Genomic DNA, 22,660 nt, shown 5'->3' on the forward strand with positions numbered 1-22,660 from the left:
GCCTCCCCTCGCCTTACTTGGTTTCGCGATACTCGCCCGAGCGCTTGTGGATCTCGGCGCGTTCGGCCGAGGTCTCCCATTGCTGGGCGTATTCGCTCTTCTCCCAGGCCTCGAGGTCCATGAGGCCGATGCCCATGCCGAAGCCGGGCTCGCTCGTGTAGGTGTTCACCATGAAGGCGAGCCACTTGCCGTCCGGGCTGACGTTGGAGTTGCTGGCCCGCCAGGGCGCGCGGTCGAACATGCGGGTCATCCGCACCTTGCGGCCGGAGCCGTCGAGCTTCAGCTTCCACAGGTCGATGGGCGGGAACTGGTCGACGAAGTCGCAGGACGACTCCAGGCAGATGTGCTCGTTGTCCGGGAAGATGCCCTCGGGCTCGTTATGGGTGAGCGGCTCGTCGATGTAGGTGCGCACGTCGAGCGTCTTCAGGTCGATGCCGCGCGTCTGGGTCTTCCAGGTGGTGCTGCGGTCACGCGGGCCGATGTACTCGGCCATGATCACTTCCGTGTCGTTGTTGCGGAAATCCTGCGGCTCAGGGCGGCGCAGGCCGGTGGGCGAGCGGTAGATCGGCCGCGTGGCGCCGAGCTCGGCGCCGTTCGGGCCGTATTCGAGCTCGGTGACGTAGCACTCGAAGTCCTCGAAGGCCCCGAGCCGGGGATCATGCTCGCCGTGGCGCGAATAGGTGATGCGGTCCGCAATGGCGGAGACGCCGATTCCCTCGAACAGGCGCAGTCCCATCGGCCGCGGCGGCCGACTCGCGTCCTTGTCCATGTACCAGAGCTCGGACTCCACGTAGCGGCTGACGTGGTGATGCTTGAACTCCTTGGGGCCGATCAGCAGGTAATCGCCATTGCGCAGAAACAGCACGCGCAGGAACGAGTGGTGCTCGCCCAGCCCGCCCGTGAGGTTGCGGATCTCGCGCGTCTCGAGGTTGACCTCGTGAACGTCGCCATAGGCCTTCTCGACGAAGGCGATGCGCTTGCCGTCCGGCGACCAGTAGGGCCGCGCGCCGTAGTTGCAGACCTTCAGGTGAAATGGCGGCGGGTTATTGAGGATGTGCTCGCCCTCGTACGGCGTGTTGTCCCATTTGAAGATCGGCATGCGCGCGCCCTCTCGACGCCGCCCGCAAGGCGCGGGCGGCCGGTTGGTGGGGATAAAGAAACGTCGGCGTCTACTTGAACGAGATGGCGCTCAGCTCGAGCTTGCCCTCGGTGGTGAAGTCCGGCGTGTAGCTCACGCGCTTCCCAACGCGGATATAGCTGACCATGTGGAACAGCATCACGTCGGGGACGACATCCTGCTGGATCTGTCGGTTCGCCTGCTGGAACAGGTCGCGGCGCTTGTCGCCGGTGGCGACCGAGGCTTCCTGCAGCAGCTTGTCGAGGTCGGGGTTGAAGATATTCGTGAGCCCGCCGCCGGACGTGTAGTAGACGATCATGGTGTAGAACGCGTCGCCGGCTACGTTGTCGTGCAACTCGTGCACCATGGTGGGGCCGCGGTCGGCAGGATAGGGCTTCCGCCGGATGGCCGAGTGCTGGATCTTGTCCACCAGCGCGATCTTCACCTTGAGGCCGATCTCCTGCCAGCTCTGCGCCATGGTCTCCAGCAGCTCGCTGAGATTGGCCTGCATGAACTCGCTGCCGTAGACGGTGATCTCCTTGTCCACCGGCACGCCCGCGGCGCGGGCCTCGTCCACCAGCGACTTGGCCTTCTTGGGGTCATACGGCCAGGGTTTCAGTGAGGGATCGTAGCCGTTGACGTTGGGCAGCATGAACTGGCTGGCCGGCACGGCGAGCGGGCTCACGACTGTGCCCAAAAACGCGTTGCGGTCGATCGCAAGGTTCATCGCCTTGCGCACGCGCACGTCGTTGAGCGGCGGTTTGTCCATGAAGAAGCGCACCCGGCTGGTGTCGGCGTTGAGGTAGCCGATGTCCGTGTCCTTGTTCACGGCGTCCTGCGGGGCGATCTGGAGCGCGATGTCGGCCTCTCCCACCTGCACCATGGATGCGCGGAGCGCCGGCTCGGAGCGCCACACATAAGTGGCCTTGGCGACCTGGGGCTTGTCGCCCCAGTAGTCAGCGAAGCGGGTGAGCACGAGACTCTGGGCCGGATCCCAGCTGGTGAACTGGTACGGCCCGGTGCCAACCGGCTTGCGCGAGGCTTCCTTCATGGAGGTGCTGGGCGCCGTCATGCCGGTCTGCGCCAGCGTCAATGGCATCAGCGGCATGGGCTCGCTGGTGACGATCTCGACCGTGGTCTTGTCCACCGCCTTGGCCTGGATCTTGGTGGCCCCGAAGCTGCGGATCATGTCGCGGCAAGCGAGCTCAGGCACGAACTGGCGGTTCAGCGCCGTGACGGCCGCGTCGGCGTCAAAAGCTGTTCCGTCGTGGAACTTGACGCCAGACCGCAGCGTGATGCGCCACTTCTTGGGATCGACCTGCGTCCACTCGGTGGCGAGGTTGGGCATCGGCTTGCTGGTCTTGGGGTCAAGCTTCAAAAGGGTCTCGACCACGTTGCCCTTGAGCACGAGCCCGATATAGCCGGTGGAGTTCATGTGGCAGGGCTCAACCACGTCCACGGCCGACGATAGCACGATCTTGACGTCGCGGGAGGCGTCCTGCGCCTGCGCGGCGCCGCCCATGGCCATCAGAGCTCCGACGGCCAGGCCGGCCGCCCTTGCGATCCTCGTCATTGCGCTTCTCCTCCCCTTTTGTTCGGCTTGTTGCGTTTTGCCGTCTTGATCTCGTCTCTCAGGCTGCGCTCACCGTCCGGTTTGCCCGGGCGAGCCAGGCGCGGCTGATCTCGACGCCCCAGCCCGGGCCGTCCGGCACCGCGATCGCGCCATCCACCACCCGGAAGGGGTCGGTCTCGAACAGGCCGTCCAGCCAGGGCGCGGCTTCGATGCTCAACTCCATGAAATGGCCCGCATTGGGCAGCGCCGCCTGCAGGTGAACGGTGAACACCGACACCAGCGAACGGTTCGCCGCATGGGGCGTGCACGGCAGCCCCGCGTCCTCGGCCATGCGGGCGACCCGCAGCGCGCGGCAGATTCCGCCGACGTAGCAGATGTCCGGCTGAACGATGTCGGCCGCGCCCATGCGGATCATCCGACGGAATTGCGCCAGGTCGACCTCCTGCTCGCCCTGCGACACCGGAATGTCGAGGGCGGCCGCAACCTCGGCGGTCCACTCCAGCTCCGGATAAGGGCACGGCTCTTCGAAGTGGCCGACGTGGTGCTGTTCCAGCATGCGGCCGACCTCGATGGCGCGCGCCGGGCCGTAGCCGCTATTGGCGTCGCACAGCAATTCGCAGCCGTCCCCAATGGCACGCCGAACCGCGGGCACAATGGCTTCGGTGCGGCCGGGCCAGCGGTCGACGTCGTTCCCAAAGTTGTCGCCGATGCGGATCTTGAACGCCGCGAAGCCCTGCTCGCCCTGGAGGCGCGCCAGCCGTTCGGCTTCCGCCTCCGGGGTGATGTCGCGCCGCATGCTGGAGCCGTAGACGGCCTGTCGCGTCTTCGTTGCGCCCAGCAGGCTGGCGACGCTGCGCCCCTCTCGGCGGCCCTTCAGGTCCCACAGGGCCGTGTCGACGCCCGCGATGGCGCGGCACGTGTAGGAGCCGGGAAACTTGTGCGCGCCGGTCCAGCAGCGGTCCACTATCGCGTCGATGTCGTCGGCGTCCGCGCCCAGCGCCACCGGGGCCATCTGGCGGTGCAGGATCGCCGAGGTGATGTCGGCGTTGTACGGCGCGACCTGGCCGAAGCCCTGCAGGCCGTCGTCGGCGGTCACGCGCACGATGCTGATGAATTCGGTGGAGTAGGTCTCCACGCTAACGATCTTCGGCATCTCATCCCTAAGAACTGCGAGCCCGATGGCCGGGCTTCTTGGGGAGGAATGCTACGCCCACACTTTTTAGTTGATAAGACGACAAAGACTCGTTTCATTCGAGACGAAAAGTATCGGATCAGGCCCTTGGATAAGCTCCGCGACGTTGAGACATTTGTTGCGGTGGTGGAGGCGGGCAGCTTCGCGGGCGCGGCGTCGGCAACCGGCGTCACGCCCGCCATGATCGGTCGCAGGATCAGCCAGATCGAAAAGCGGCTCGGCGGCGAGCTCCTCCGGCGCAGCACGCGGCGGCTCACGCTCACGCCGGCCGGCGAGCGGTATCACGACCACGCGCGCGCGATGCTGGAGCGCCTGAGAACGGCCGAGCGCCTCGCCAGCGACGGCCGGGACTACGCCACCGGCAAGCTGATCGTCTCCTGCCCATCGGGGTTTGGCCGACGCCATGTGGCCCCGATCCTGATGGAGTTCATGCGAGCCAATCCCGATCTCAATATCTCGCTGAACCTCAGCGATCGTGTGATCGACCTGGTGCGGCTCGGCTACGAGATCGGCATCCGCATGGGTCCGGTGCTCGACCCCAATTTGGTGGTGACCCGCCTCGCGCCGAGCCACATGGTAGCCTGCGCGTCGCCCGGCTACATCGCCCGCCATGGCTCTCCCACCAGCCCGGAGGATGTCGCGCACCACAACTGCCTGGCCTTCAACGAGCATGGCGGCCAGCTGCGCGGCTGGCAGTTCCGCAACGGCCACGCCGCAATCTCGGTAAAACCCACCGGAACATTGTCCAGCAACGACGGCTCTATGCTGGCCCGCTGGGCGATCGAAGGGCTTGGGATCGCGTGGCGGCCCCATTGGGAGGTCGCCCCCGCGTTGGCGAACGGCGCGCTGGTGCGGATCCTGGAGGATTTCACCGCGCCCGACTACGACATCGTCGCCGCCTACCCGCAGCAGCAGCCGGTTCCGGCCAAGATCAGGCTCTTTATCGCATGGTTGCGGCAGGTCTACGCCCGACCGGGCTATTGGGAGGCGTGAGGTGAACCGCTTCAAGGAGATCAGCGCCTTTGTGGCGGTCGCCACCGAAGGCTCCATGGCCCGGGCGGCGCTCAAGGAAAAGGTCACGCCCGGCATGCTGGGCCGGCGCATCGACAGCCTGGAGCGGCGTCTAGGGGTAAAGCTGCTCCACCGCACGACCCGCCTCCTGACCGTGACGGAGCCGGGGCGTTTGTTTCTGGCGCACTGCGCCGAGCTGCTGAGCGAACTCGAGCTCGGCGAAAATGAGCTTTTTCCGGACGCCTCCGATGTCGAAGGCCAGTTGCAGGTGCTGGCTCCGCCTTTCTTCGGCCGCGAGCACGTCGCCGCCCACGCGGCCAGCTTCATGGCGCGCTACCCGGCCGTGCAGCTCTCATTCAACCTCACCAACGATTATCCGGATCCGGTGCAGGAGAACTATGACCTCTGCATCCGCATCGGCAACGTCATCGACCCAAACTTCGTGAGCACGAAGCTGGTGTCGAACCGGCGGCTGGTCTGTGCGACGCCGAACTATTTCGCCACACGAGGCCGTCCGCAGACTCTGGAGGATCTCGCCAACCACAACTGCCTCGCCGTGAACCTGCAGGCGGACCGTCACCGTGACTGGCTGTTTCAGCAGAACGGCAAGCTCGTGTCCGTGAAGGTCGACGGCAACATGGACTGCAGCGATGGCGAGGTTCTGGTTCGCTGGGCGCTCGACGATCTTTGCCTCGCTTGGCGCTCCACCTGGGAGGTCGGCCCCCGGCTCGCCTCGGGCGAACTCGTCAGCGTGCTCGATGAGTTCGCCCTACCGAGCTTCGACATCACGGCCGTTTTCCCCCGCAATCGGCCGAGCCGGCTGCCGAAGCTGTTCATCGCGCACCTCAAGGATGTCTACGAGCAGCCGTCCTATTGGGGCCACGCCCACGGCTGAGCCCGCACGCGACGGCCCGGCGTCGTTTCATTCGGGATCGGGCCCGTTTGCCGGCTTGAGCCGGTCGGCCTCGACCAGGCGCTTGAAAAACTGGTGGGCGGTGAGGGACTCGAACCCCCGACATCCTCGGTGTAAACGAGGCGCTCTACCAACTGAGCTAACCGCCCTGAGACGCGCCGCGATGGGGTGCGTCCGACGAGCCGTGCAGGCTCGGCTTCTTATGGCAACCTGGCGGGAGGCTTGCAAGCGCTCGCCGGTGGGCTGCGGCGGGTTCCAGGGCGCGACGTCGCCGGCCCTGCCCCGAAACGCAAACGGGCCGGCGCAAGGCCGACCCGTCGCGAAGCGGCGGAAACGCCGCGAGGCGGCTTAGCCGTTGAGGGCGGCCTTGAGGCCGGCGCCGGCCTTGAACTTCGGAGCCTTCGACGCCTTGGTCTTGATGGTCTCGCCCGTGCGCGGGTTGCGCGCCTCGCCGGCGGGACGATCGGTGACCAGGAAGGTGCCGAAGCCGACCAGACGGACTTCGTCGCCGCCCTTGAGCGAGGTCGTGATCGCCTCCAGCACGGCGTCGACGGCCGCGGTGGCCTGGTTCTTGTTGAGGTCCGCCTGCTCCGCGACGGCGGCGACGAGTTCGCCCTTGTTCATCGGTTTCTCCTCTGAATCCTGCTTGCCGCCGAATCTGGCGACGCCCGGCAGGTTTTTTCAGTTCGCCGCCCACCGCGCAAGGCATGAACGGGGAAAACCCAGAGTTTCTCTCGAAAATTCACGTAATAAGGGCCCGCAAGCAGGCTTGCGGGCCCTCAAATATCAACTCACCTACGGAGCAATGGCGCTTAGTGGGCAACCATCCCGGAAGTGTCCTCCTCGCCGGCGGGCTTGGCCCGCACCGCGGTGAGGTCCTCTTCCCACGAGATCGCCTGCGGCTGGCGCACCAGGGCGTGGCGGATCACCTCGTCCATGCGGGCGACCGGCACGATCTCCATGCCGTTCTTCACGCTGTTCGGGATGTCGGCCAGATCCTTGGCGTTCTCCTCCGGGATCAGCACCTTCTTGACGCCGCCGCGCAGCGCCGCGAGGAGCTTCTCCTTGAGGCCGCCGATCGGCAGCACCCGCCCGCGCAGCGTCACCTCGCCCGTCATCGCGATGTCGTGGCGCACCGGGATGCCGGTGAGCACGGACACGATGGCGGTCGCCATGCCGATGCCGGCCGACGGACCGTCCTTCGGGGTCGCCCCCTCGGGAACGTGGACGTGGATGTCGCGCCGGTCGAACAGCGGCGGCTCGAGGCCGAAGTCCACCGCGCGCGAGCGGACGTAGGACGCCGCCGCCGAGATCGACTCCTTCATCACGTCCTTGAGGTTGCCCGTCACGGTCATCTTGCCGCGGCCGGGCATCATCACGCCCTCGATGGTCAGCAGCTCGCCGCCCACCTCGGTCCAGGCCAACCCGGTGACGACGCCGACCTGGTCCTCCTCCTCCGTCTCGCCGTAGCGGAACTTGGGAGCGCCGAGGAATTCGGGCAGCGTCTCGATGTCGACGAGCACCGTCTTCTTCTTCGACAGCATGATCTCCTTCACGGCCTTGCGGGCCAGGTTCTGGAGCTCACGGGTCAGGTTGCGGACGCCCGCCTCCCGCGTGTAGCGGCGGATGAGCATCAGCAGGGCTTCGTCGTCGATCGCCCACTCCTTGTCCTCCAAGCCGTGCTTCTTCACGGCCTCGGGGATCAGGTGGCGCTTGGCGATCTCCAGCTTTTCCTCTTCGGTGTAGCCAGCGATGCGGATCACCTCCATGCGGTCCAGCAGCGGAGGCGGGATGTTGAGCGTGTTGGCGGTCGTCACGAACATCACGTTCGACAGGTCGTAGTCGACCTCGAGGTAATGGTCGTTGAACGTGCTGTTCTGCTCAGGGTCCAGCACCTCCAGCAGCGCCGAGGACGGATCGCCGCGGAAATCCATGCCCATCTTGTCGATCTCGTCGAGCAGGAAGAGCGGATTCTGCGTCTTCGCCTTGCGCAGCGACTGGATGATCTTGCCCGGCATGGAGCCGATATAGGTCCGCCGGTGACCACGGATCTCGGCCTCGTCGCGCACGCCGCCCAGCGACATGCGCACGAATTCGCGACCCGTCGCCTTGGCGATCGACTTGCCGAGCGAGGTCTTGCCGACGCCGGGAGGACCGACGAGGCACAGGATCGGACCGGTCAGCTTGTTCGAGCGGCTCTGCACCGCAAGATACTCGATGATCCGCTCCTTGACCTTGTCCAGGCCGTAGTGCTCGGCGTCCAGAAGCTCCGACGCGTGGGCGAGGTCCTTCTTGACCTTGGAGCGCTTGCCCCAGGGCAGAGACAGGATCCAGTCCAGGTAGTTGCGGACCACGGTCGCCTCGGCCGACATCGGCGACATCTGGCGGAGCTTCTTCATCTCCGCCTGCGCCTTGTCGCGGGCTTCCTTGGTCAGCTTGGTCTTCTCGATGCGATCCTCGAGCTCGGCGAGTTCGTCCTTGCCGTCCTCGTCGCCCAGCTCCTTCTGGATCGCCTTCATCTGCTCGTTGAGGTAGTACTCGCGCTGGGTCTTCTCCATCTGGCGCTTGACGCGCGAGCGGATGCGCTTTTCCACCTGCAGCACGGAGATCTCGCTCTCCATGAAGCCGAGAACCTTCTCGAGCCGCTTGGAGACCTCGGTGATCTCGAGCACGTCCTGCTTGTCCGTGATCTTCACGGCCAGGTGCGACGCGATCGTGTCCGCGAGCTTGGAATAATCGTCGATCTGTCCGACGGCCGCGACGACCTCGGGCGAGACCTTCTTGTTGAGCTTCACATAGCTCTCGAACTCGGAGACGACGGAGCGCGCGAGCGCCTCGGCCTCGATCTTGTTCGGGATCTGGTCGGCCAGGGCCTCGGCCTCGGCCTCGTAATAGTCTTCCGAGCGGACGTATTCGCGGACCTTGGCGCGGCCCACGCCCTCGACCAGCACCTTCACGGTGCCGTCGGGCAGCTTAAGCAGCTGCAGGACGCTGGCCAGCGTGCCGATGGAGTGGATCGCATCGGTGGCCGGATCATCGTCGGCGGCGTTCTTCTGGGTCGCGAGCAGGATCAGCTTCTCGCTCTTCACCACTTCCTCGAGAGCCTTGATGGACTTCTCGCGGCCGACGAAGAGCGGCACGATCATGTGCGGGAAGACGACGATGTCGCGCAGCGGCAGCACGGGGAAGGAATCGACCGAACCCGGCTCGATCTGCGGACGCTGTCTGGAAGTCGTCATGGACAGGGTAATCCTTTCTGGTGCGCTCGCGAGGGCTCCCGACGGGCAACCCGGCGAACGAGAGAGCGGCGGAACCTTGGGAAATGTCCCGTCGCCGCGCACCCGGCTCCTCCAGGCTCAACCCCCACGGAGGGGAAGACCCTGTTTGGCATGAGCGAACCGGCTGTTGTCGTTGGCTCTCAGATGGTTGTGCAAGATCCCATCTTCAAGCTTCAGGGGAGCCCTGGCGCAGTGCGCGCCAGGTATCGTTTGCGTGATCGTCCGGACGCGCGATCAGGCGCTGGACGCGGCCTGCTCGTTGTTCTTATCCGAGTAGATATAGAGCGGACGCGCCTTGCCTTCGATGACCTCGGGGCCGATCACCACCTGCTCGCAGCCCTCGAGGCTGGGCAGGTCGTACATCGTCTCCAGCAGGATGCCTTCCATGATGGAACGCAGGCCGCGGGCGCCGGTCTTGCGCTCGATCGCCTTCTTGGCGATCAGCGACACGGCCTCGTCCGCGAAGGTGAGCTCGACGTCCTCCATCTCGAACAGGCGGCCGTACTGCTTCACCAGGGCGTTCTTCGGCTCGGTGAGGATCTTCTTCAGCGCCGGCTCGTCCAGGTCCTCGAGCGTCGCGATCACCGGGAGGCGGCCGACGAACTCGGGGATGAGGCCGAACTTCAGCAGATCCTCGGGCTCGACCTCACGGAAGATCGCGCCGGTGCGGCGGTCGTCCGGGGCCTCGACCTTGGCGCCGAAGCCGATCGACGTGCCCTTGCCGCGCGCCGAGATGATCCGCTCCAGCCCCGAGAAGGCGCCGCCGCAGATGAACAGGATGTTGGTCGTGTCCACCTGCAGGAACTCCTGCTGCGGATGCTTGCGGCCACCCTGCGGAGGCACGGAGGCGACGGTGCCTTCCATGATCTTCAGCAGGGCCTGCTGCACGCCCTCGCCCGACACGTCGCGCGTGATGGACGGGTTGTCCGACTTGCGGGAGATCTTGTCGATCTCGTCGATGTAGACGATGCCGCGCTGCGCCCGCTCGACATTGTAGTCGGAGGCCTGGAGCAGCTTCAGGATGATGTTCTCGACGTCCTCGCCGACATAGCCGGCTTCCGTGAGGGTCGTCGCGTCCGCCATCGTGAACGGCACGTCGAGGATGCGGGCGAGCGTCTGGGCCAGCAGCGTCTTGCCCGAGCCCGTCGGGCCGCAGAGCAGGATGTTGGACTTGGCCAGCTCGACGTCATTGTGCTTCGTCGCGTGGTTCAACCGCTTGTAGTGGTTGTGCACCGCGACCGAGAGCACCTTCTTGGCGTGGTCCTGCCCGATGACGTAGTCGTCCAGGACCTTGCGGATCTCCTTCGGGGTCGGAACCCCGTCGCGGGACTTCACCAGCGAGGATTTGTTCTCCTCGCGAATGATGTCCATGCACAGCTCGACACACTCGTCGCAGATGAACACCGTCGGACCCGCGATGAGTTTGCGGACCTCGTGCTGGCTCTTGCCGCAGAACGAGCAGTACAGGGTGCTCTTGGAATCACCGCTGCCGACTTTGCTCATGGCGAACCTCCACTCGATCGAGAGCCGGACGGCAGCCGCGCGACTCGTTCGATCAGGTTATGGGGCGCAAGGTGAAGAAACTGTAGTCCCCTCACCCTCCGTCCCTTGGGACAGATCCCCGTCTGACACCGAAACCGTGACGGATTCGGGACCAAGCCTGTCGATGCAAACATGGCGCCGTCCGGGGATCAATAGGCTGCATCCCGGATGCGGGATGCGGCCCGCGGAACGAAAACAGGCAGTTCGGCCTGTCTGTTCCATGGGTTAGAGGCCGTATGCACGGTTTGCGCGCATCCGGCATGCGCCGCGAAACCGCGGCGTTGTGTCGTGAATGTGACGATGGGCCTCAATGCCGTGAGGCCGTCGTCTCAAGGTGGGAGCCGCGCCGGCTCCGCTCAGACCGCATCGACCGGACGCTTCTCCATCACCTGGTCGACGATGCCGAACGCCTTCGCGCCCTCGGCGGTCATGAAGTTGTCGCGCTCCAGCGCGCTCTCGATCGCCTTGTAGTCCTGGCCCGTGTGCTTCTCGTAGATCTCGTTGAGGCGGCGCTTCAGCCCCTCGACCTCGCGGGCGTGGATCAGGATGTCGGTGACCTGGCCCTGGTAGCCGCCGGACGGCTGGTGGACCATGATGCGGGCGTTGGGCAGCGCGAAGCGCATGTCCTTCTCGCCGGCCGCCAGCAGCAGCGAGCCCATCGAGGCCGCCTGGCCGACGCACAGCGTCGAAACGGCCGGGCGAATGAACTGCATCGTGTCGTAGATGGCGAGGCCCGAGGTCACGATGCCGCCGGGCGAGTTGATGTAGATCGAGATTTCCTTCTTCGGGTTCTCGGACTCGAGAAACAGCAGCTGCGCCACCACGAGGGACGCCATGTTGTCCTCGACCGGCCCGGTCAGGAAGATCACGCGCTCGCGCAGGAGGCGCGAGTAGATGTCGAAGGCCCGCTCGCCGCGGTTCGACTGCTCAACGACCATCGGCACGAGCATGTTGTTGTAGACTTCGATCGGATCGCGCATGGCCGGCTCATTTCGATGGAGAAAGGAAACAGGAGGGTGGCCGGTTGCCCGGCGACGCACCTGAACATAGTGATCCGCGCCGCCCTCGCAAAGGGGTCCGCGCTAATCCGGTGAACGAAGCGTGTCACGCGAAACAGGCGGCCGTGGGGCCGCCTGCCTGGAGAGCGTCGCTGCGTCGCAGACTTACTCGGACGCGTTAGTGACCGGCGTCTCGGCCGCCGGCTCGACGTCAGCCTTCTTCTTGGCGGCGCGCGCCTTCTTGGGCTTGTCCTCGGAAGCGGCCGCCGCGGAGGGCTTACCCTCCTCGTCCTCGGCCATCAGCTCTTCCTTGGTGACCTTCTTCTCGGTCACGTTCGCGGTCTCGAGAATGTGGTCGATGACCTTCTCCTCGAAGATCGGCGCGCGGATCTCGGCCAGCGCCTGCGGGTTCTTCCGGTAGAAGTCCCACACCATGCGCTCCTGGCCCGGGAACTGGCGAGCCCGCTCCACGAGGGCGCCCGACACTTCGTCGTCGGTCACCTGCACCTGGGCCTTCTCGCCGATCTCGGCCAGCACGAGGCCGAGGCGCACGCGCCGGGCCGCGATCTTCTGGTACTCGGCGCGAGCCTCTTCCTCGGTGGTCTCTTCATCCGCGAAGGTCTTGCCGGACTGCTGCATGTCCGTCTCGACCTGGCGCCAGATGTTGTCGAACTCCTGCGTCATCAGGCTGGGCGGCAGGTCGAACGTGTACTGCCCGTCCAGCGCGTCGAGGAGCTGGCGCTTCAGCTTGCGGCGCGACACGGCCGTGTAGTCCTTGGCGATGGCCTCGCCGAGCGCGGTCTTCAGCGCCGCGAGGTCGTCCATGCCGAACTGCTTGGCGAACTCGTCGTCGATCGTCACCTCGGAGGGAGCCTGCACGTCCTTCACGGTAGTCGCGAAGGAGGCTTCCTTGCCGGCGAGCTGCGGCGCGCCGTATTCGGCCGGGAACGTCGCCGTGATGGTGAGCTGCTGGCCGGCGGTGGCGCCGATCAGCTGGTCCTCGAAACCGGGGATGAAGCCGTTCGAGCCGATGTCGACCGGAATGTCCGTGCCGGCCCCGCCCTCGAACTCGGTTCCGTCGATGGAGCCGACGAAGTCGACGATGACGCGATCGCCCTTCTCGGCCTTCGCGCCCTCACCCTTCGTGGCGAACTGGCGGTTCTGCTGGGCGAGCCGGTCGAGCGCCTCGGAGAGCTCGCTCTCGGGCACGTCGAAGACTTCGCGGGTCACCGCGAGGCCGGAAAAGTCGGCGATCTCGAACTTCGGCAGGACTTCCAGCGCGACCTTGTAGGACAGGTCGCCCTTGGCCTCCATGGCGGCCTCGACCTCTTCCTTGTTCTCAGGGAAGACGATCTGCGGCTCGAGCGCCAGCTTCAGGCCCTGGTCCTCGACGATCTTGCGGTTCGTCTCGTTGACGAGGTTCTGCAGCACGTCGGCCATCACCGAGCGGCCATAAACGCGGCGCAGGTGGCCCACCGGCACCTTGCCGGGGCGGAAGCCGTTGATGCGGACCTTGTCCTTCATCCCGACGAGTTCGTTGGTGAGGCGTTCCTCGAGATCCTTCGCCGGGAGTACGACGGTGAACTCGCGCTTCAACCCCTCCGACAGTGTTTCCGTGACCTGCATAGCGTGACGTGCCTTCGAGCGTGAAAAGGGAGCAAGGGAACGCGGAGCGTGGGCGTGAGCCCGGGTTTGATCCTCAGCCGCGCTGCGAAGCGCGTTCGGCGGCGACCTGGTGCGGGCGGAGGGACTCGAACCCACACGACTTGCGTCACCGGAACCTAAATCCGGCGCGTCTACCAGTTCCGCCACGCCCGCATGAGGGCAACCGCGCCCCACCGCGGAGCATTTGCCCCACGGGTGCGGCTCTATAGCATGCGCGGCGACGGGCGCCAGCGAAAAGTAACGCCCGCCAAGGAGCCGCCCCGGAACGCCTTGAAGCTGGCAGGCGCCGCCGCGGCGGCGGGCTCGCCCAAAGGCTCTCTCGCGATTCACGCGCAGCCATGGCACAAGATCTCCGGGCGCGCCCGCCCGCAGGATGCGTAACACTTCGATGATCGACCCGGCTTCCGGTCTGCTTTTGTCACGGCGCACTCTCGTCCAGGCCGCCGCCGCCGCCATCGTGACCCCGCTGGCCGCCACAGCCGCGCTGGCGCAGGCGGCCGCGCCCGCCCCGAGCGCGACCTCCCGGGCGGATGGGCTCCCGACCACGCTGCTGGAGGCCAAGCCCGCCGTGGCCGAGCTGCAGCCGGGCGCCGCCACGGATGTGTGGGGCTTCGGCGGACGCACGCCCGGTCCCGAGCTGCGCATCCGCAAGGACGAGCCGTTTCGCGCCAAGCTGGTCAACAGCACGCCCCAGCCGCTCTCCATTCATTGGCACGGCATGCGGATCGCCTCCGAGATGGACGGCGTCGCCGGTCTGACGCAGGAGCCGGTCCCGCCCGGCGCGACCGCCGACATCGCCTTCACGCCGCCGGACGCCGGCACCTTCATCTATCGCCCGCTGGTGCCCGGCCTCACTGCCGAGGCGGCCGAGCGCGGCCTTTCTGGCGTCGTGGTCGTGGAGGACCCGGCTGCCCAGCCGGTCGACCTCGACCGCGTTTGCGCCGTGGATGACTGGCGCCTCAACGAGCAACACCAGCTCGATGGCTTCGGGTCGGTCGAGGACCGCGCCGGCTATGGGCGGCTCGGCAACCTGCTCACCGTCAACGGCGTGCGCGCGCCCGAGCGCATCACCGTGGCGCCGGGATCGCGGGTGCGGCTGCGCCTCGCCAATCTGTGCAACGCCCGGGTGATGCGAATCCGCTTCGACGGGCTGAAGGCCTATGTGTCGGCCGTGGATGGCCAACCCACCGACACCTTCGAGCCGCTGCGCGCCAGCCTGCCCTTCGCGCCCGGCAGCCGCTACGACATCGTGTTCGAGGCGGGCGCGGCCGGCAGCTCGGGCGCGGTGGCGGCGTCCATTGGCCAGGGTTTCCCGCTGGTGGAGATCAAGGTCGAGGGCGAGCCCATCAATTTTCGCCGGCCCGTGCTGCCGCCCCTGGCGCCGCTGGGCGATAACCCGCGCCTGCCGCCCGCCATCCAGCTGCAGAAGGCGCAGCGCGCCGACGTCACCATCGCGGGCGGCGCCAGGCTGGGCGCCGACGGCCGGCCGGCTTATGCGGGCGACCCGGCCCGGATCTGGACGATCAACGGCGTCTCGGGCGCGATCGGCCCGGAGAAGAACGCCGCCAAGCCGCTCCTATCCGTGCGCCGCGGAACGCCGGTCGTGCTGGCGATCGCCAACAAGAGCCCCTTCCCGCAGGTGATGCACCTGCACGGGCACAGCTTCCGCCTGCTGCATCCGCTGGACGACGGCTGGGAGCCCTATTGGCTCGACACCGTGATCGTGCCGGAGGGCCAGACCGCCCGCATCGCCTTCCTGGCCGACAACAAGGGCCGGTGGCTGCTGGGCTCAACGATCCTGGAGCGCCTCGACAGCGGCCTCTCGGCCTGGATCGACGTGACCTGAAGCGCCCTCCCCCACGCTTGTGGGTGAGCCGCCGCGCCGCTATAAGCCCGCCACCGCACGGATTTCCGCCGCCACCGGCGCGCGGCCCCAGCCACTTTGGAGAGACACATGGCCCTCGAGCGCACCTTCTCGATCATCAAGCCGGACGCCACCAAGCGTAACCTGACCGGCTCGGTCAACGCCGTCATCGAGAAGGCCGGCCTGCGCATCGTCGCGCAGAAGCGCATCCAGATGACCCGCCAGCAGGCCGAGACCTTCTACGGCGTCCACAAGGACCGCCCCTTCTTCGGCGAACTGGTCGACTTCATGATCTCGGCCCCGGTGGTCGTGCAGGTGCTGGAAGGCGAGAACGCCATCGCCAAGTACCGCGAAGTGATGGGCGCCACCAACCCGGCCAACGCCGCCGAGGGCACCATCCGCAAGCTCTTCGCCAACTCGGTCGGCGAGAACTCCGTGCACGGCTCGGACGCGCCCGAGACGGCCGCGGTCGAGATTGCGCAGTTCTTCGCCGGAAACGAAATCGTCGGTTGACGTGACACGCGCCGTGCAACTGACGGTGCGTTGATCGAATCGCCACGCGATCCGGAGATGGCGGGGTTCCTGACGGAGCTCCGCCATGTTCATCAAAACCGACGTCGAAGCTCTCCTGCGCAGGCTTTTCGCGACCTTGCCGCTGAAGAGCGACGTCGAGCGCGCACCGCCGCCTTCCGCAAGCTTGCCGCCAGGTTTCGCGACGCGCCTCGCATGGGTCGATCCGGCCCAAGACTGCTCCAACGAAGCTGAAATCGGCCCGTTGCTGGAGGACCTGCGAAGCTGGTCCGTCGCCATGGCGTGGAGCAGCCGACCCAGCCGGGCCGTGCTCGAATACGTCCTCCTGGCCGTCGAGGGCCGCCTGGACGAGACGGAGGGCGACGCGCTCTCGCCGGTTCGCCGGCAAGCCATTCTGGCGACCTGCCGCGACGAGGCATGGCGCATCATCATGGACATTCGCCGGGCTGCGTGATGTGTTCGGCGGGCAGCGAAACTGGCCCCCGACATGAATGCTCCCACGTCCATCCACCGCAAGAACGCCGTTTGCCCGCATGATTGCCCCTCCGCCTGCGCGCTGGAGGTGGAGATCATCGAGGGCGCCAGAGTCGGCCGCGTCTATGGCTCGGCGGAGCAGCGCTACACGGCGGGCGTGATCTGCGCCAAGGTCGCCCGCTACGCCGAGCGGGTCTACCATCCCGACCGCGTCACCCACCCGCTGCGCCGGGTCGGCCCCAAGGGCTCCGGCCAGTTCGAGCGAATCTCGTGGGACGAGGCGCTCGACGTCGTGGCGGCGAAGTTCCTGGAAGCCGAGCGCGACTTCGGCGCGGAATCGGTCTGGCCCTACCACTACGCCGGCACGATGGGCCTGGTGATGCGCGACGGCATCAAGCGGCTCACCAACGTGAAGCGCTACTCGGGCTTCTTCTCCACTATCTGCATCAATCTTGCCTGGCCGGGATACATCGCCGGAACGGGCAAGCTCGCCGGGCCCGATCCGCGCGAGATGGCCGTCTCCGATTGCGTCGTGATCTGGGGCACCAACGCGGTGGCCACGCAGGTCAACGTGATGACGCACGCCATCAAGGCCCGCAAGGAACGCGGCGCCAGGATCGTGGTGATCGACGTCTACCGCAACGCCACCATGAAGCAGGCCGACATGGGCCTGTGCCTGAAGCCCGGCACCGACGGCGCCCTCGCCTGCGCGGTGATGCACGTGCTGTTTCGCGACGGCATGGCGGACTGGGACTACCTGCGCGAATACACCGACGCGCCCGAGGAGCTGCGCGACCATCTGGCGAGCCGGACGCCGGCCTGGGCGGCCGCCATCACGGGCCTGTCCGTGGAGGAGATCGAGAACTTCGCGCATCTGGTGGGGCGCACGCCCCGCACCTATTTCCGCCTCGGCTACGGCTTCTCGCGCCAGCGCAACGGCGCGGTGAACATGCACGCCGCCTCCTGCATCGCGGCCGTGACGGGCGCGTGGAAGCACGAGGGCGGCGGCGCCTTCCACAACAACGGCGCGATCTACCATTGGCGCAAGTCGATGATCGAGGGGCTGGACGCCTACGACCCAACTGTTCGCAAGCTCGACCAGTCCAAGATCGGCCGCATCCTCACCGGCGACCCCGAGGCGTTGAAGGGCGGCCCGCCCGTGAAGGCGCTGCTGGTGCAAAGCACCAACCCGGCCGCGGTGGCGCCCGAGCAGGGGTTCGTGAAGGCCGGCTTCGCCCGCGAGGACCTGTTTGTCTGCGTGCACGAGCAGGTGATGACCGAGACCGCGAAGCTCGCCGACATCGTGCTCCCGGCCACCATGTTCATGGAGCACGACGACCTCTACCAGGGCGGCGGGCACCAATACATCATGCTCGGCCCGAAGCTGGTCGACCCGGTTGGCGAGTGCCGCTCCAACCATGACGTGATCTCGGCCATCGCCGAGCGCGTCGGCGCGAAGCACGAGGGCTTCGACATGAGCCCGCGCGAGCTCATCGACTGGACGCTCCGGAACTCCGGCTGGGGCACGCTGGCCGACCTTGAGGCTGGCAAGTGGATCGACGCGCAGCCGAGCTTCGAGCAGGCACATTACCTGAGGGGCTTCAGCTGGCCGGACGGCAAGTTCCGCTTCAAGCCGGACTGGCCCAAGGTGCCGTTTTCGAATGACGGGCCCATGGGGCCGATCGACTCGATGCCCCGCATGCCGGACCACTGGGCAGTGATAGAGGAGGCGACGGAACTCTACCCGTTCCGGCTCGCCAGCAGCCCGGCGCGCAACTTCCTGAACACGAGCTTCAACGAAACCCCAACCTCGCGCGCCAACGAGGTGAAGCCGACCGTGATGATCCACCCGGCGGACGCGCAGGCGCTGGGGGTCGCGGACGGCGAGATCGTGCGCCTCGACAACGAGCGCGGGACCATCCTGATCGCCGCCAAGCTGTTCGAGGGCGTGCGGCGCGGCGTGCTGATCGCCGAATCGATCTTCCCGGACAGCGCTTACCCGGACGGCAAGGGCATCAACCACCTCACGGGCGCGGATGCGCCGGCGCCGTTTGGCGGGGCCGCGTTCCACGACAATCACGTGCGCGTGTTGAAGGCTTGATTTTCGCGTCTCACCTGCGAAGGGTGGCGCACGTACCTGCCTTAGGGGATTCTCCGCATGCGCTCCGCTCTGCTCGCCGTCGCGTTTTCGCTCGCCGCCTCCACGATCGCGCTGGCGGGCGCCTCGTCCTCGAACTTCGGCGAGCCGCAGCCGGACCCCAAGACCGCCAAGATGACGCGCTACGAGGCGAAGCTCTGGGTGTTCGACGGCTGCCTGATCAGCCAGTCGCGCCTGCAGGGCACGACCCGCGAGGCCGTGCATTCGCCGTGCAGCTGCTACTCCACAAAGACCATCGACCAGATGACCAAGGCGGAGTTCGAGTTCTTCAAGGCCAAGAGCTACTTTGACGATTCGAGCCGCGAGAAGGGCTACCGCAACCTCGACGCCTGCAAGCTCAAGCGCCCGAGCTGAGGCGACGCCCTCACGCCGTCATCCCCGGCGGCGCGTAGCGCCGGGAAGTGAATCCAGGGGCGAAGGCGCTCACCTCTGGATCCCCTTCCCGACCTGCTGCGCAGGTCGCCGGGGATGGCCGGGAGCAAGGTCCGGCTAACCAGCGGACCTAACCAGTCACGAAATCCACGATCAGCTTGATGTTGAGCGCCACCAGCACGGTGGCGATCAACGCCGCCGACGCGGTGAGCCAGCGCGGCGCGACCAGCGCGCCGAGCTTGCGCCGTGAGGCCGTGAACATCACCAGCGGCACCACCGCGAAGGGCAGCTGAAGGCTCAGCGCCACCTGCGAGAGGATCAGCAGCTTGCTGGTGCCGCTCTCGCCATACCAGATCGTCACCACGGCGGCCGGCACGATGGCGATGAGGCGCGTCACCAGCCGCCGCAGCCACGGCTGTAGCCGGATGGCGATAAAGCCCTCCATCACGATCTGGCCCGCCATCGTGGCCGTCACGGTGGAGTTCAGCCCGCACCCGATCAGCGCGATGGCGAACAGCGTCGGCGCGAGCGCGCTGCCGAGGATCGGGTTGAGCAGCGTGTGCGCGTCGCCGAGCTCGGCCACGTCGTGGCGACCCGTGGTGTGGAAGGCGGCGGCCGCCAGGATCAGGATCGAGGCGTTGATCGTCAGCGCGAACATCAGCGCCACGGTCGAATCGATGGTGGCGAATTTCAGCGCCTCGCGCCGGTCCTCCACGGCCGTCCCATAGGCGCGGGTCTGCACGATGCCGGAGTGCAGATAGAGATTATGCGGCATCACGGTCGCGCCGATGATGCCGAGCGCGAGGTAGAGCATGTCCGGGTTGGTGACGAGGTCCGTGGTGGGCGCAAAGCCCTTCACGACGGCCGACCAGTCCGGGTTAGCCATGATGATCTGCAGCCCGAAACACGCCGCGATGATGAGGAGGATGCCGATGATGAAGGCCTCCACCACCCGGAAGCCGAGCTTCTGCAGGTAGAGCACCAGGAACACGTCGAGGGACGTGAGCAGCACGCCGAGTTCCAGCGGGATCCCGAACAGCAGGTTGAGGCCGATCGCGGTGCCGATCACCTCGGCGAGGTCCGTCGCCACGATGGCGAGCTCGGCCATGATCCAGAGCACGAAGGCGACGGGCTTGGGATAGGCGTCCCGGCAGGCCTGCGCGAGATCCCGCCCCGACCCGATCGCGAGCCGCGCCGCCAGCGACTGCAGGACGATGGCCATGACGTTCGACAGCAGCGCCACAAACAGCAGCGCGTAGCCGAACTTGGAGCCGCCCGCGAGCGAGGTCGCCCAGTTGCCCGGGTCCATGTAGCCGACCGCGACGAGGTAGCCCGGGCCCATGAACGCGAAAAGGCGGCTCCAGTACGAGCCGCCTTTTTTCACCGACACGGTCGCGTGCACATCCGCAAGCGAAGCTTCGCCACGGCCGAGGCGCCAATGGCCATGGCTGGGTTCGATGTCGGAAACGCGCTGGTCCATGCAAAGCAACTCCGCGGCGCGCAAAACGGCGCCGTCGGGAGAACATGGGTCAGTTGCGAATGATTGGCAAGTGCAGAACGCGCGATCGCGCGCCCTGCGACAATCACTGCGCGGCGAGGGCCTCCGCCTTGTCGGACGCCTGCGCCTGCGCTTCCACGACGGCCAGCGCGGTCATGTTCACCACGCCGCGCGCCGTCACCGAGCTGGTGAGGATGTGCGCCGGCCGGGCCGGGCCGATCATGATCGGACCCACCGGCAGCGCATCGGCCAACATCTTGGTGAACTGATAGGCCGCATTGGCGGCGTCCAGATTGGGGAACACCAGGATGTTCGCCTCGCCCTTCAGGCGCGATTGCGGCAGCTTGCGCTCGCGCACGTCCTGCGACAGCGCCGTGTCGCCCTGCATCTCGCCGTCCACCTCCAGATGAGGCGCGCGCTGCTGGATCAGCTCCAGCGCGAGGCGCATCTTGCGGGCCGACGGCGTGTCGGCCTCGCCGAAATCGGCGTGGCAGACCAGCGCGATCTTGGGCTCGATGCCAAAGCGCGTGACATGCTGGGCGCACAGCACCGCCGTCTCGGCGATCTCCTCGGCCGTCGGGTCCGGCCGCACATGCGTGTCGGCCAGGAAATAGTGGCCCTTGGAGGTGATCATCAGCGTCATCGCCGAGAGCCCCTTCACGCCTGGCTCGATCCCGACGATGTCGCGGATGAGCCGCAGCTTGGACTGGAAGCGCCCTTCCAGGCCGCAGATCATCGCGTCGGCCTCGCCGCGCACCACCGCCAGGCTGGCGATCACGGTCGTGGAGGTGCGCACCAGCGTGCGCGCCGCGTCGGGCGTGATGCCGCGCCGGCCGCCGACTTCCACCAGCGTGGCGACGTAGTCGCGATAGCGCGGATCGTCCTCGGGATTCACGACCTCGACCGTGGTGCCGAGGGCCAACGAGAGGCCGTAGCGCTTGCAGCGCGTCTCGATCACGGCCGGGCGGCCAACCAGGATCGGGATCGCGATCCCCTCCTCGATGGCGACCTGCGCGGCGCGCAGCACCCGCTCGTCTTCGCCATCCGCGTAGATCACACGCTTGGGCGCTTCCTTGGCGGCCGTGAAGATCGGCTTCATCACGAAGCCGGAGCGGAACACGAAGCGCGACAGGCGCTCCTCATAGGCCCGGAAATCCTCGATCGGCCGCTTGGCGACGCCGCTGTCCATGGCGGCCTTGGCCACCGCGGGCGCGATGCGCAGGATCAGGCGCGGGTCGAACGGGCTCGGGATCAGCGACTCGGCCCCGAAGGTGGTGACCTCGCCCCCATAGGCGCGCGCCACCACGTCGGACGGCGCCTCGCGGGCGAGCTTGGCGATGGCCTCCACGGCGGCCTGCTTCATGGCCTCGTTGATGGTGGTCGCCTCGACGTCCAGCGCGCCCCGGAAGATGTAGGGGAAGCACAGGACGTTGTTGACCTGGTTGGGATAATCCGACCGGCCGGTGCAGATCATGGCGTCCGGGCGAACCGCCTTGGCCTCGCCGGGATCGATCTCCGGGTTCGGGTTGGCGAGCGCCAGGATCAGCGGCTTATCGGCCATCTGCTGCACCATGGCGGTCTTCAGCACGCCGCCGGCCGACAGGCCGAGGAATACGTCCGCGCCCGGGATCACTTCCGCGAGCGTGCGGGCGTCGGTCTTCTGCGCGAAGATCGATTTCCACCGGTCCATCAACGTCGGGCGGCCCTCATAGACCACGCCCTCGATGTCGGTGATGAAGATGTTCTCGCGCCGCGCGCCCATCGAGACGAGCAGGTTGAGGCAGGCAAGCGCCGCCGCGCCGGCGCCGGACGTGACGATCTTCACCTCCGGCAGCGTCTTGCCGGCGATCTCCAGCGCGTTCACGACCGCGGCCGCCACGATGATGGCGGTGCCGTGCTGGTCGTCGTGGAACACCGGGATCGCCATGCGCTCGCGCAGCTGCGCCTCGACCTCGAAGCACTCGGGCGCCTTGATGTCCTCGAGATTGATGCCGCCGAAAGTGGGCTCCAGCGCCGCCACCACGTTGACGAGGCGCGTCACGTCCTTTTCGTCGACCTCGATGTCGAACACGTCGATGCCGGCGAACTTCTTGAACAGGACCGCCTTGCCCTCCATCACGGGCTTGGAGGCGAGCGCGCCGATGTCGCCGAGGCCGAGCACCGCGGTGCCGTTGGTGACCACCGCGACGAGATTTTGGCGGGCCGTGAGCTCGGCCGCCTGGGACGGATCGGCCGCGATGGCCTCGCAGGGGGCGGCCACGCCGGGCGAATAGGCGAGCGCGAGGTCGCGCTGGTTGCCGAGCGGCTTGGTGGCCTGGATCTCCAGCTTCCCGGGCTTGGGCAGCCGATGGTAGACGAGAGCGCCCGAGCGCAGATCATCCGACATGGTGGACATGTTCGAGGCCATGGACGCCCTCTTCCCTTCCGTCAGCCGCGCTTTTCGCAGCCCCATTTGGAATCGACCCTAGCGCGCC

General features: G+C 66.9%; 17 protein-coding genes and 2 tRNA genes. 7 read left to right on the forward strand and 12 right to left on the reverse strand.

Annotated features, from left to right (window positions below; translation table 11 throughout):
- Positions 1-13 precede the first annotated feature (13 nt).
- From AC1DSZ_RS02335 to AC1DSZ_RS02345, 3 genes are all read right to left on the reverse strand, one after another.
- Entirely contained in the window at positions 14-1,099 is a 1,086-nt protein-coding gene (locus tag AC1DSZ_RS02335) for a hypothetical protein (protein WP_476836778.1), read from the reverse strand.
- A 70-nt stretch (positions 1,100-1,169) separates the two neighbouring features.
- Positions 1,170-2,690: an ABC transporter substrate-binding protein gene (locus AC1DSZ_RS02340; RefSeq protein ID WP_476836779.1), complete on the reverse strand. Its 1,521-nt coding sequence runs from the start codon at positions 2,688-2,690 to the stop codon at positions 1,170-1,172.
- A gap of 58 nt (positions 2,691-2,748) precedes the next feature.
- Positions 2,749-3,843: a mandelate racemase/muconate lactonizing enzyme family protein gene (locus AC1DSZ_RS02345; RefSeq protein WP_476836780.1), complete on the reverse strand. Its 1,095-nt coding sequence runs from the start codon at positions 3,841-3,843 to the stop codon at positions 2,749-2,751.
- 126 nt (positions 3,844-3,969) lie between these two features.
- On the opposite strand from AC1DSZ_RS02345, the gene AC1DSZ_RS02350 reads away from it, so the two are divergent.
- Positions 3,970-4,875, forward strand: coding sequence for a LysR family transcriptional regulator (locus AC1DSZ_RS02350; RefSeq protein ID WP_476836781.1), 906 nt, complete (start codon positions 3,970-3,972; stop codon positions 4,873-4,875).
- Position 4,876: 1 nt separating this feature from the next.
- Positions 4,877-5,788 carry a LysR family transcriptional regulator gene (locus tag AC1DSZ_RS02355; RefSeq protein WP_476836782.1) on the forward strand — a complete coding sequence of 304 codons (912 nt, stop codon included), beginning with the start codon at positions 4,877-4,879 and terminating at the stop codon, positions 5,786-5,788.
- Positions 5,789-5,879: 91 nt separating this feature from the next.
- On the opposite strand, the gene AC1DSZ_RS02360 is transcribed toward AC1DSZ_RS02355, so the two are convergent.
- From AC1DSZ_RS02360 to AC1DSZ_RS02390, 7 genes are all read right to left on the reverse strand, one after another.
- Positions 5,880-5,955 (reverse strand) — tRNA-Val (locus tag AC1DSZ_RS02360).
- A gap of 199 nt (positions 5,956-6,154) precedes the next feature.
- Complete coding sequence (locus AC1DSZ_RS02365; protein WP_188518121.1) at positions 6,155-6,430, reverse strand: HU family DNA-binding protein; 276 nt, start codon at positions 6,428-6,430, stop codon at positions 6,155-6,157.
- A 188-nt stretch (positions 6,431-6,618) separates the two neighbouring features.
- Positions 6,619-9,045 carry an endopeptidase La gene (gene lon, locus AC1DSZ_RS02370; protein ID WP_476836783.1) on the reverse strand — a complete coding sequence of 809 codons (2,427 nt, stop codon included), beginning with the start codon at positions 9,043-9,045 and terminating at the stop codon, positions 6,619-6,621.
- A gap of 273 nt (positions 9,046-9,318) precedes the next feature.
- A complete protein-coding gene (gene clpX, locus AC1DSZ_RS02375) occupies positions 9,319-10,587 on the reverse strand; it encodes an ATP-dependent Clp protease ATP-binding subunit ClpX (protein WP_476836784.1) in 1,269 nt (422 codons plus the stop codon).
- A 395-nt stretch (positions 10,588-10,982) separates the two neighbouring features.
- Positions 10,983-11,606, reverse strand: coding sequence for an ATP-dependent Clp protease proteolytic subunit (locus AC1DSZ_RS02380; RefSeq protein WP_188518124.1), 624 nt, complete (start codon positions 11,604-11,606; stop codon positions 10,983-10,985).
- A 183-nt stretch (positions 11,607-11,789) separates the two neighbouring features.
- Positions 11,790-13,250, reverse strand: a complete 1,461-nt coding sequence (tig, locus tag AC1DSZ_RS02385; protein WP_476836785.1) for a trigger factor — start codon at positions 13,248-13,250, stop codon at positions 11,790-11,792.
- A gap of 107 nt (positions 13,251-13,357) precedes the next feature.
- Positions 13,358-13,442, reverse strand: a tRNA-Leu gene (locus AC1DSZ_RS02390).
- A gap of 235 nt (positions 13,443-13,677) precedes the next feature.
- On the opposite strand from AC1DSZ_RS02390, the gene AC1DSZ_RS02395 reads away from it, so the two are divergent.
- From AC1DSZ_RS02395 to AC1DSZ_RS02415, 5 genes are all read left to right on the forward strand, one after another.
- Positions 13,678-15,135 (forward strand): multicopper oxidase family protein, encoded by a 1,458-nt coding sequence (locus AC1DSZ_RS02395; protein WP_476836786.1) that lies wholly within the window; start codon positions 13,678-13,680, stop codon positions 15,133-15,135.
- A gap of 108 nt (positions 15,136-15,243) precedes the next feature.
- Positions 15,244-15,666: a nucleoside-diphosphate kinase gene (gene ndk / locus AC1DSZ_RS02400; RefSeq protein ID WP_188518126.1), complete on the forward strand. Its 423-nt coding sequence runs from the start codon at positions 15,244-15,246 to the stop codon at positions 15,664-15,666.
- Between the two features lie 85 nt (positions 15,667-15,751).
- Positions 15,752-16,138 (forward strand): hypothetical protein, encoded by a 387-nt coding sequence (locus AC1DSZ_RS02405; protein WP_476836787.1) that lies wholly within the window; start codon positions 15,752-15,754, stop codon positions 16,136-16,138.
- Between the two features lie 33 nt (positions 16,139-16,171).
- Positions 16,172-18,259 carry a molybdopterin oxidoreductase family protein gene (locus AC1DSZ_RS02410; protein WP_476836788.1) on the forward strand — a complete coding sequence of 696 codons (2,088 nt, stop codon included), beginning with the start codon at positions 16,172-16,174 and terminating at the stop codon, positions 18,257-18,259.
- 57 nt (positions 18,260-18,316) lie between these two features.
- Positions 18,317-18,670 (forward strand): hypothetical protein, encoded by a 354-nt coding sequence (locus tag AC1DSZ_RS02415; protein ID WP_188518129.1) that lies wholly within the window; start codon positions 18,317-18,319, stop codon positions 18,668-18,670.
- A gap of 148 nt (positions 18,671-18,818) precedes the next feature.
- Here the strand turns inward: AC1DSZ_RS02415 and AC1DSZ_RS02420 are convergent, their stop codons facing one another.
- Entirely contained in the window at positions 18,819-20,168 is a 1,350-nt protein-coding gene (locus AC1DSZ_RS02420) for an Nramp family divalent metal transporter (RefSeq protein WP_476836789.1), read from the reverse strand.
- 103 nt (positions 20,169-20,271) lie between these two features.
- Positions 20,272-22,593: an NADP-dependent malic enzyme gene (locus tag AC1DSZ_RS02425; RefSeq protein ID WP_476836790.1), complete on the reverse strand. Its 2,322-nt coding sequence runs from the start codon at positions 22,591-22,593 to the stop codon at positions 20,272-20,274.
- Between the last annotated feature and the right edge of the window lie 67 nt (positions 22,594-22,660).

The organism is Alsobacter sp. P4_H11, from assembly GCF_056400925.1.

Excerpts from the sequence above, each read along its gene's own strand:
- tig (WP_476836785.1), bottom strand. The coding sequence starts at position 13,250 with ATGCAGGTCACGGAAACACTGTCGGAGGGGTTGAAGCGCGAGTTCACC.
- AC1DSZ_RS02380 (WP_188518124.1), bottom strand. The coding sequence starts at position 11,606 with ATGCGCGATCCGATCGAAGTCTACAACAACATGCTCGTGCCGATGGTC.
- AC1DSZ_RS02395 (WP_476836786.1), top strand. The coding sequence starts at position 13,678 with ATGATCGACCCGGCTTCCGGTCTGCTTTTGTCACGGCGCACTCTCGTC.
- AC1DSZ_RS02405 (WP_476836787.1), top strand. The coding sequence starts at position 15,752 with ATGTTCATCAAAACCGACGTCGAAGCTCTCCTGCGCAGGCTTTTCGCG.
- AC1DSZ_RS02425 (WP_476836790.1), bottom strand. The coding sequence starts at position 22,593 with ATGGCCTCGAACATGTCCACCATGTCGGATGATCTGCGCTCGGGCGCT.
- AC1DSZ_RS02420 (WP_476836789.1), bottom strand. The coding sequence starts at position 20,168 with ATGGACCAGCGCGTTTCCGACATCGAACCCAGCCATGGCCATTGGCGC.
- lon (WP_476836783.1), bottom strand. The coding sequence starts at position 9,045 with ATGACGACTTCCAGACAGCGTCCGCAGATCGAGCCGGGTTCGGTCGAT.
- ndk (WP_188518126.1), top strand. The coding sequence starts at position 15,244 with ATGGCCCTCGAGCGCACCTTCTCGATCATCAAGCCGGACGCCACCAAG.
- AC1DSZ_RS02415 (WP_188518129.1), top strand. The coding sequence starts at position 18,317 with ATGCGCTCCGCTCTGCTCGCCGTCGCGTTTTCGCTCGCCGCCTCCACG.
- AC1DSZ_RS02410 (WP_476836788.1), top strand. The coding sequence starts at position 16,172 with ATGAATGCTCCCACGTCCATCCACCGCAAGAACGCCGTTTGCCCGCAT.
- AC1DSZ_RS02345 (WP_476836780.1), bottom strand. The coding sequence starts at position 3,843 with ATGCCGAAGATCGTTAGCGTGGAGACCTACTCCACCGAATTCATCAGC.
- clpX (WP_476836784.1), bottom strand. The coding sequence starts at position 10,587 with ATGAGCAAAGTCGGCAGCGGTGATTCCAAGAGCACCCTGTACTGCTCG.
- AC1DSZ_RS02340 (WP_476836779.1), bottom strand. The coding sequence starts at position 2,690 with ATGACGAGGATCGCAAGGGCGGCCGGCCTGGCCGTCGGAGCTCTGATG.
- AC1DSZ_RS02335 (WP_476836778.1), bottom strand. The coding sequence starts at position 1,099 with ATGCCGATCTTCAAATGGGACAACACGCCGTACGAGGGCGAGCACATC.
- AC1DSZ_RS02365 (WP_188518121.1), bottom strand. The coding sequence starts at position 6,430 with ATGAACAAGGGCGAACTCGTCGCCGCCGTCGCGGAGCAGGCGGACCTC.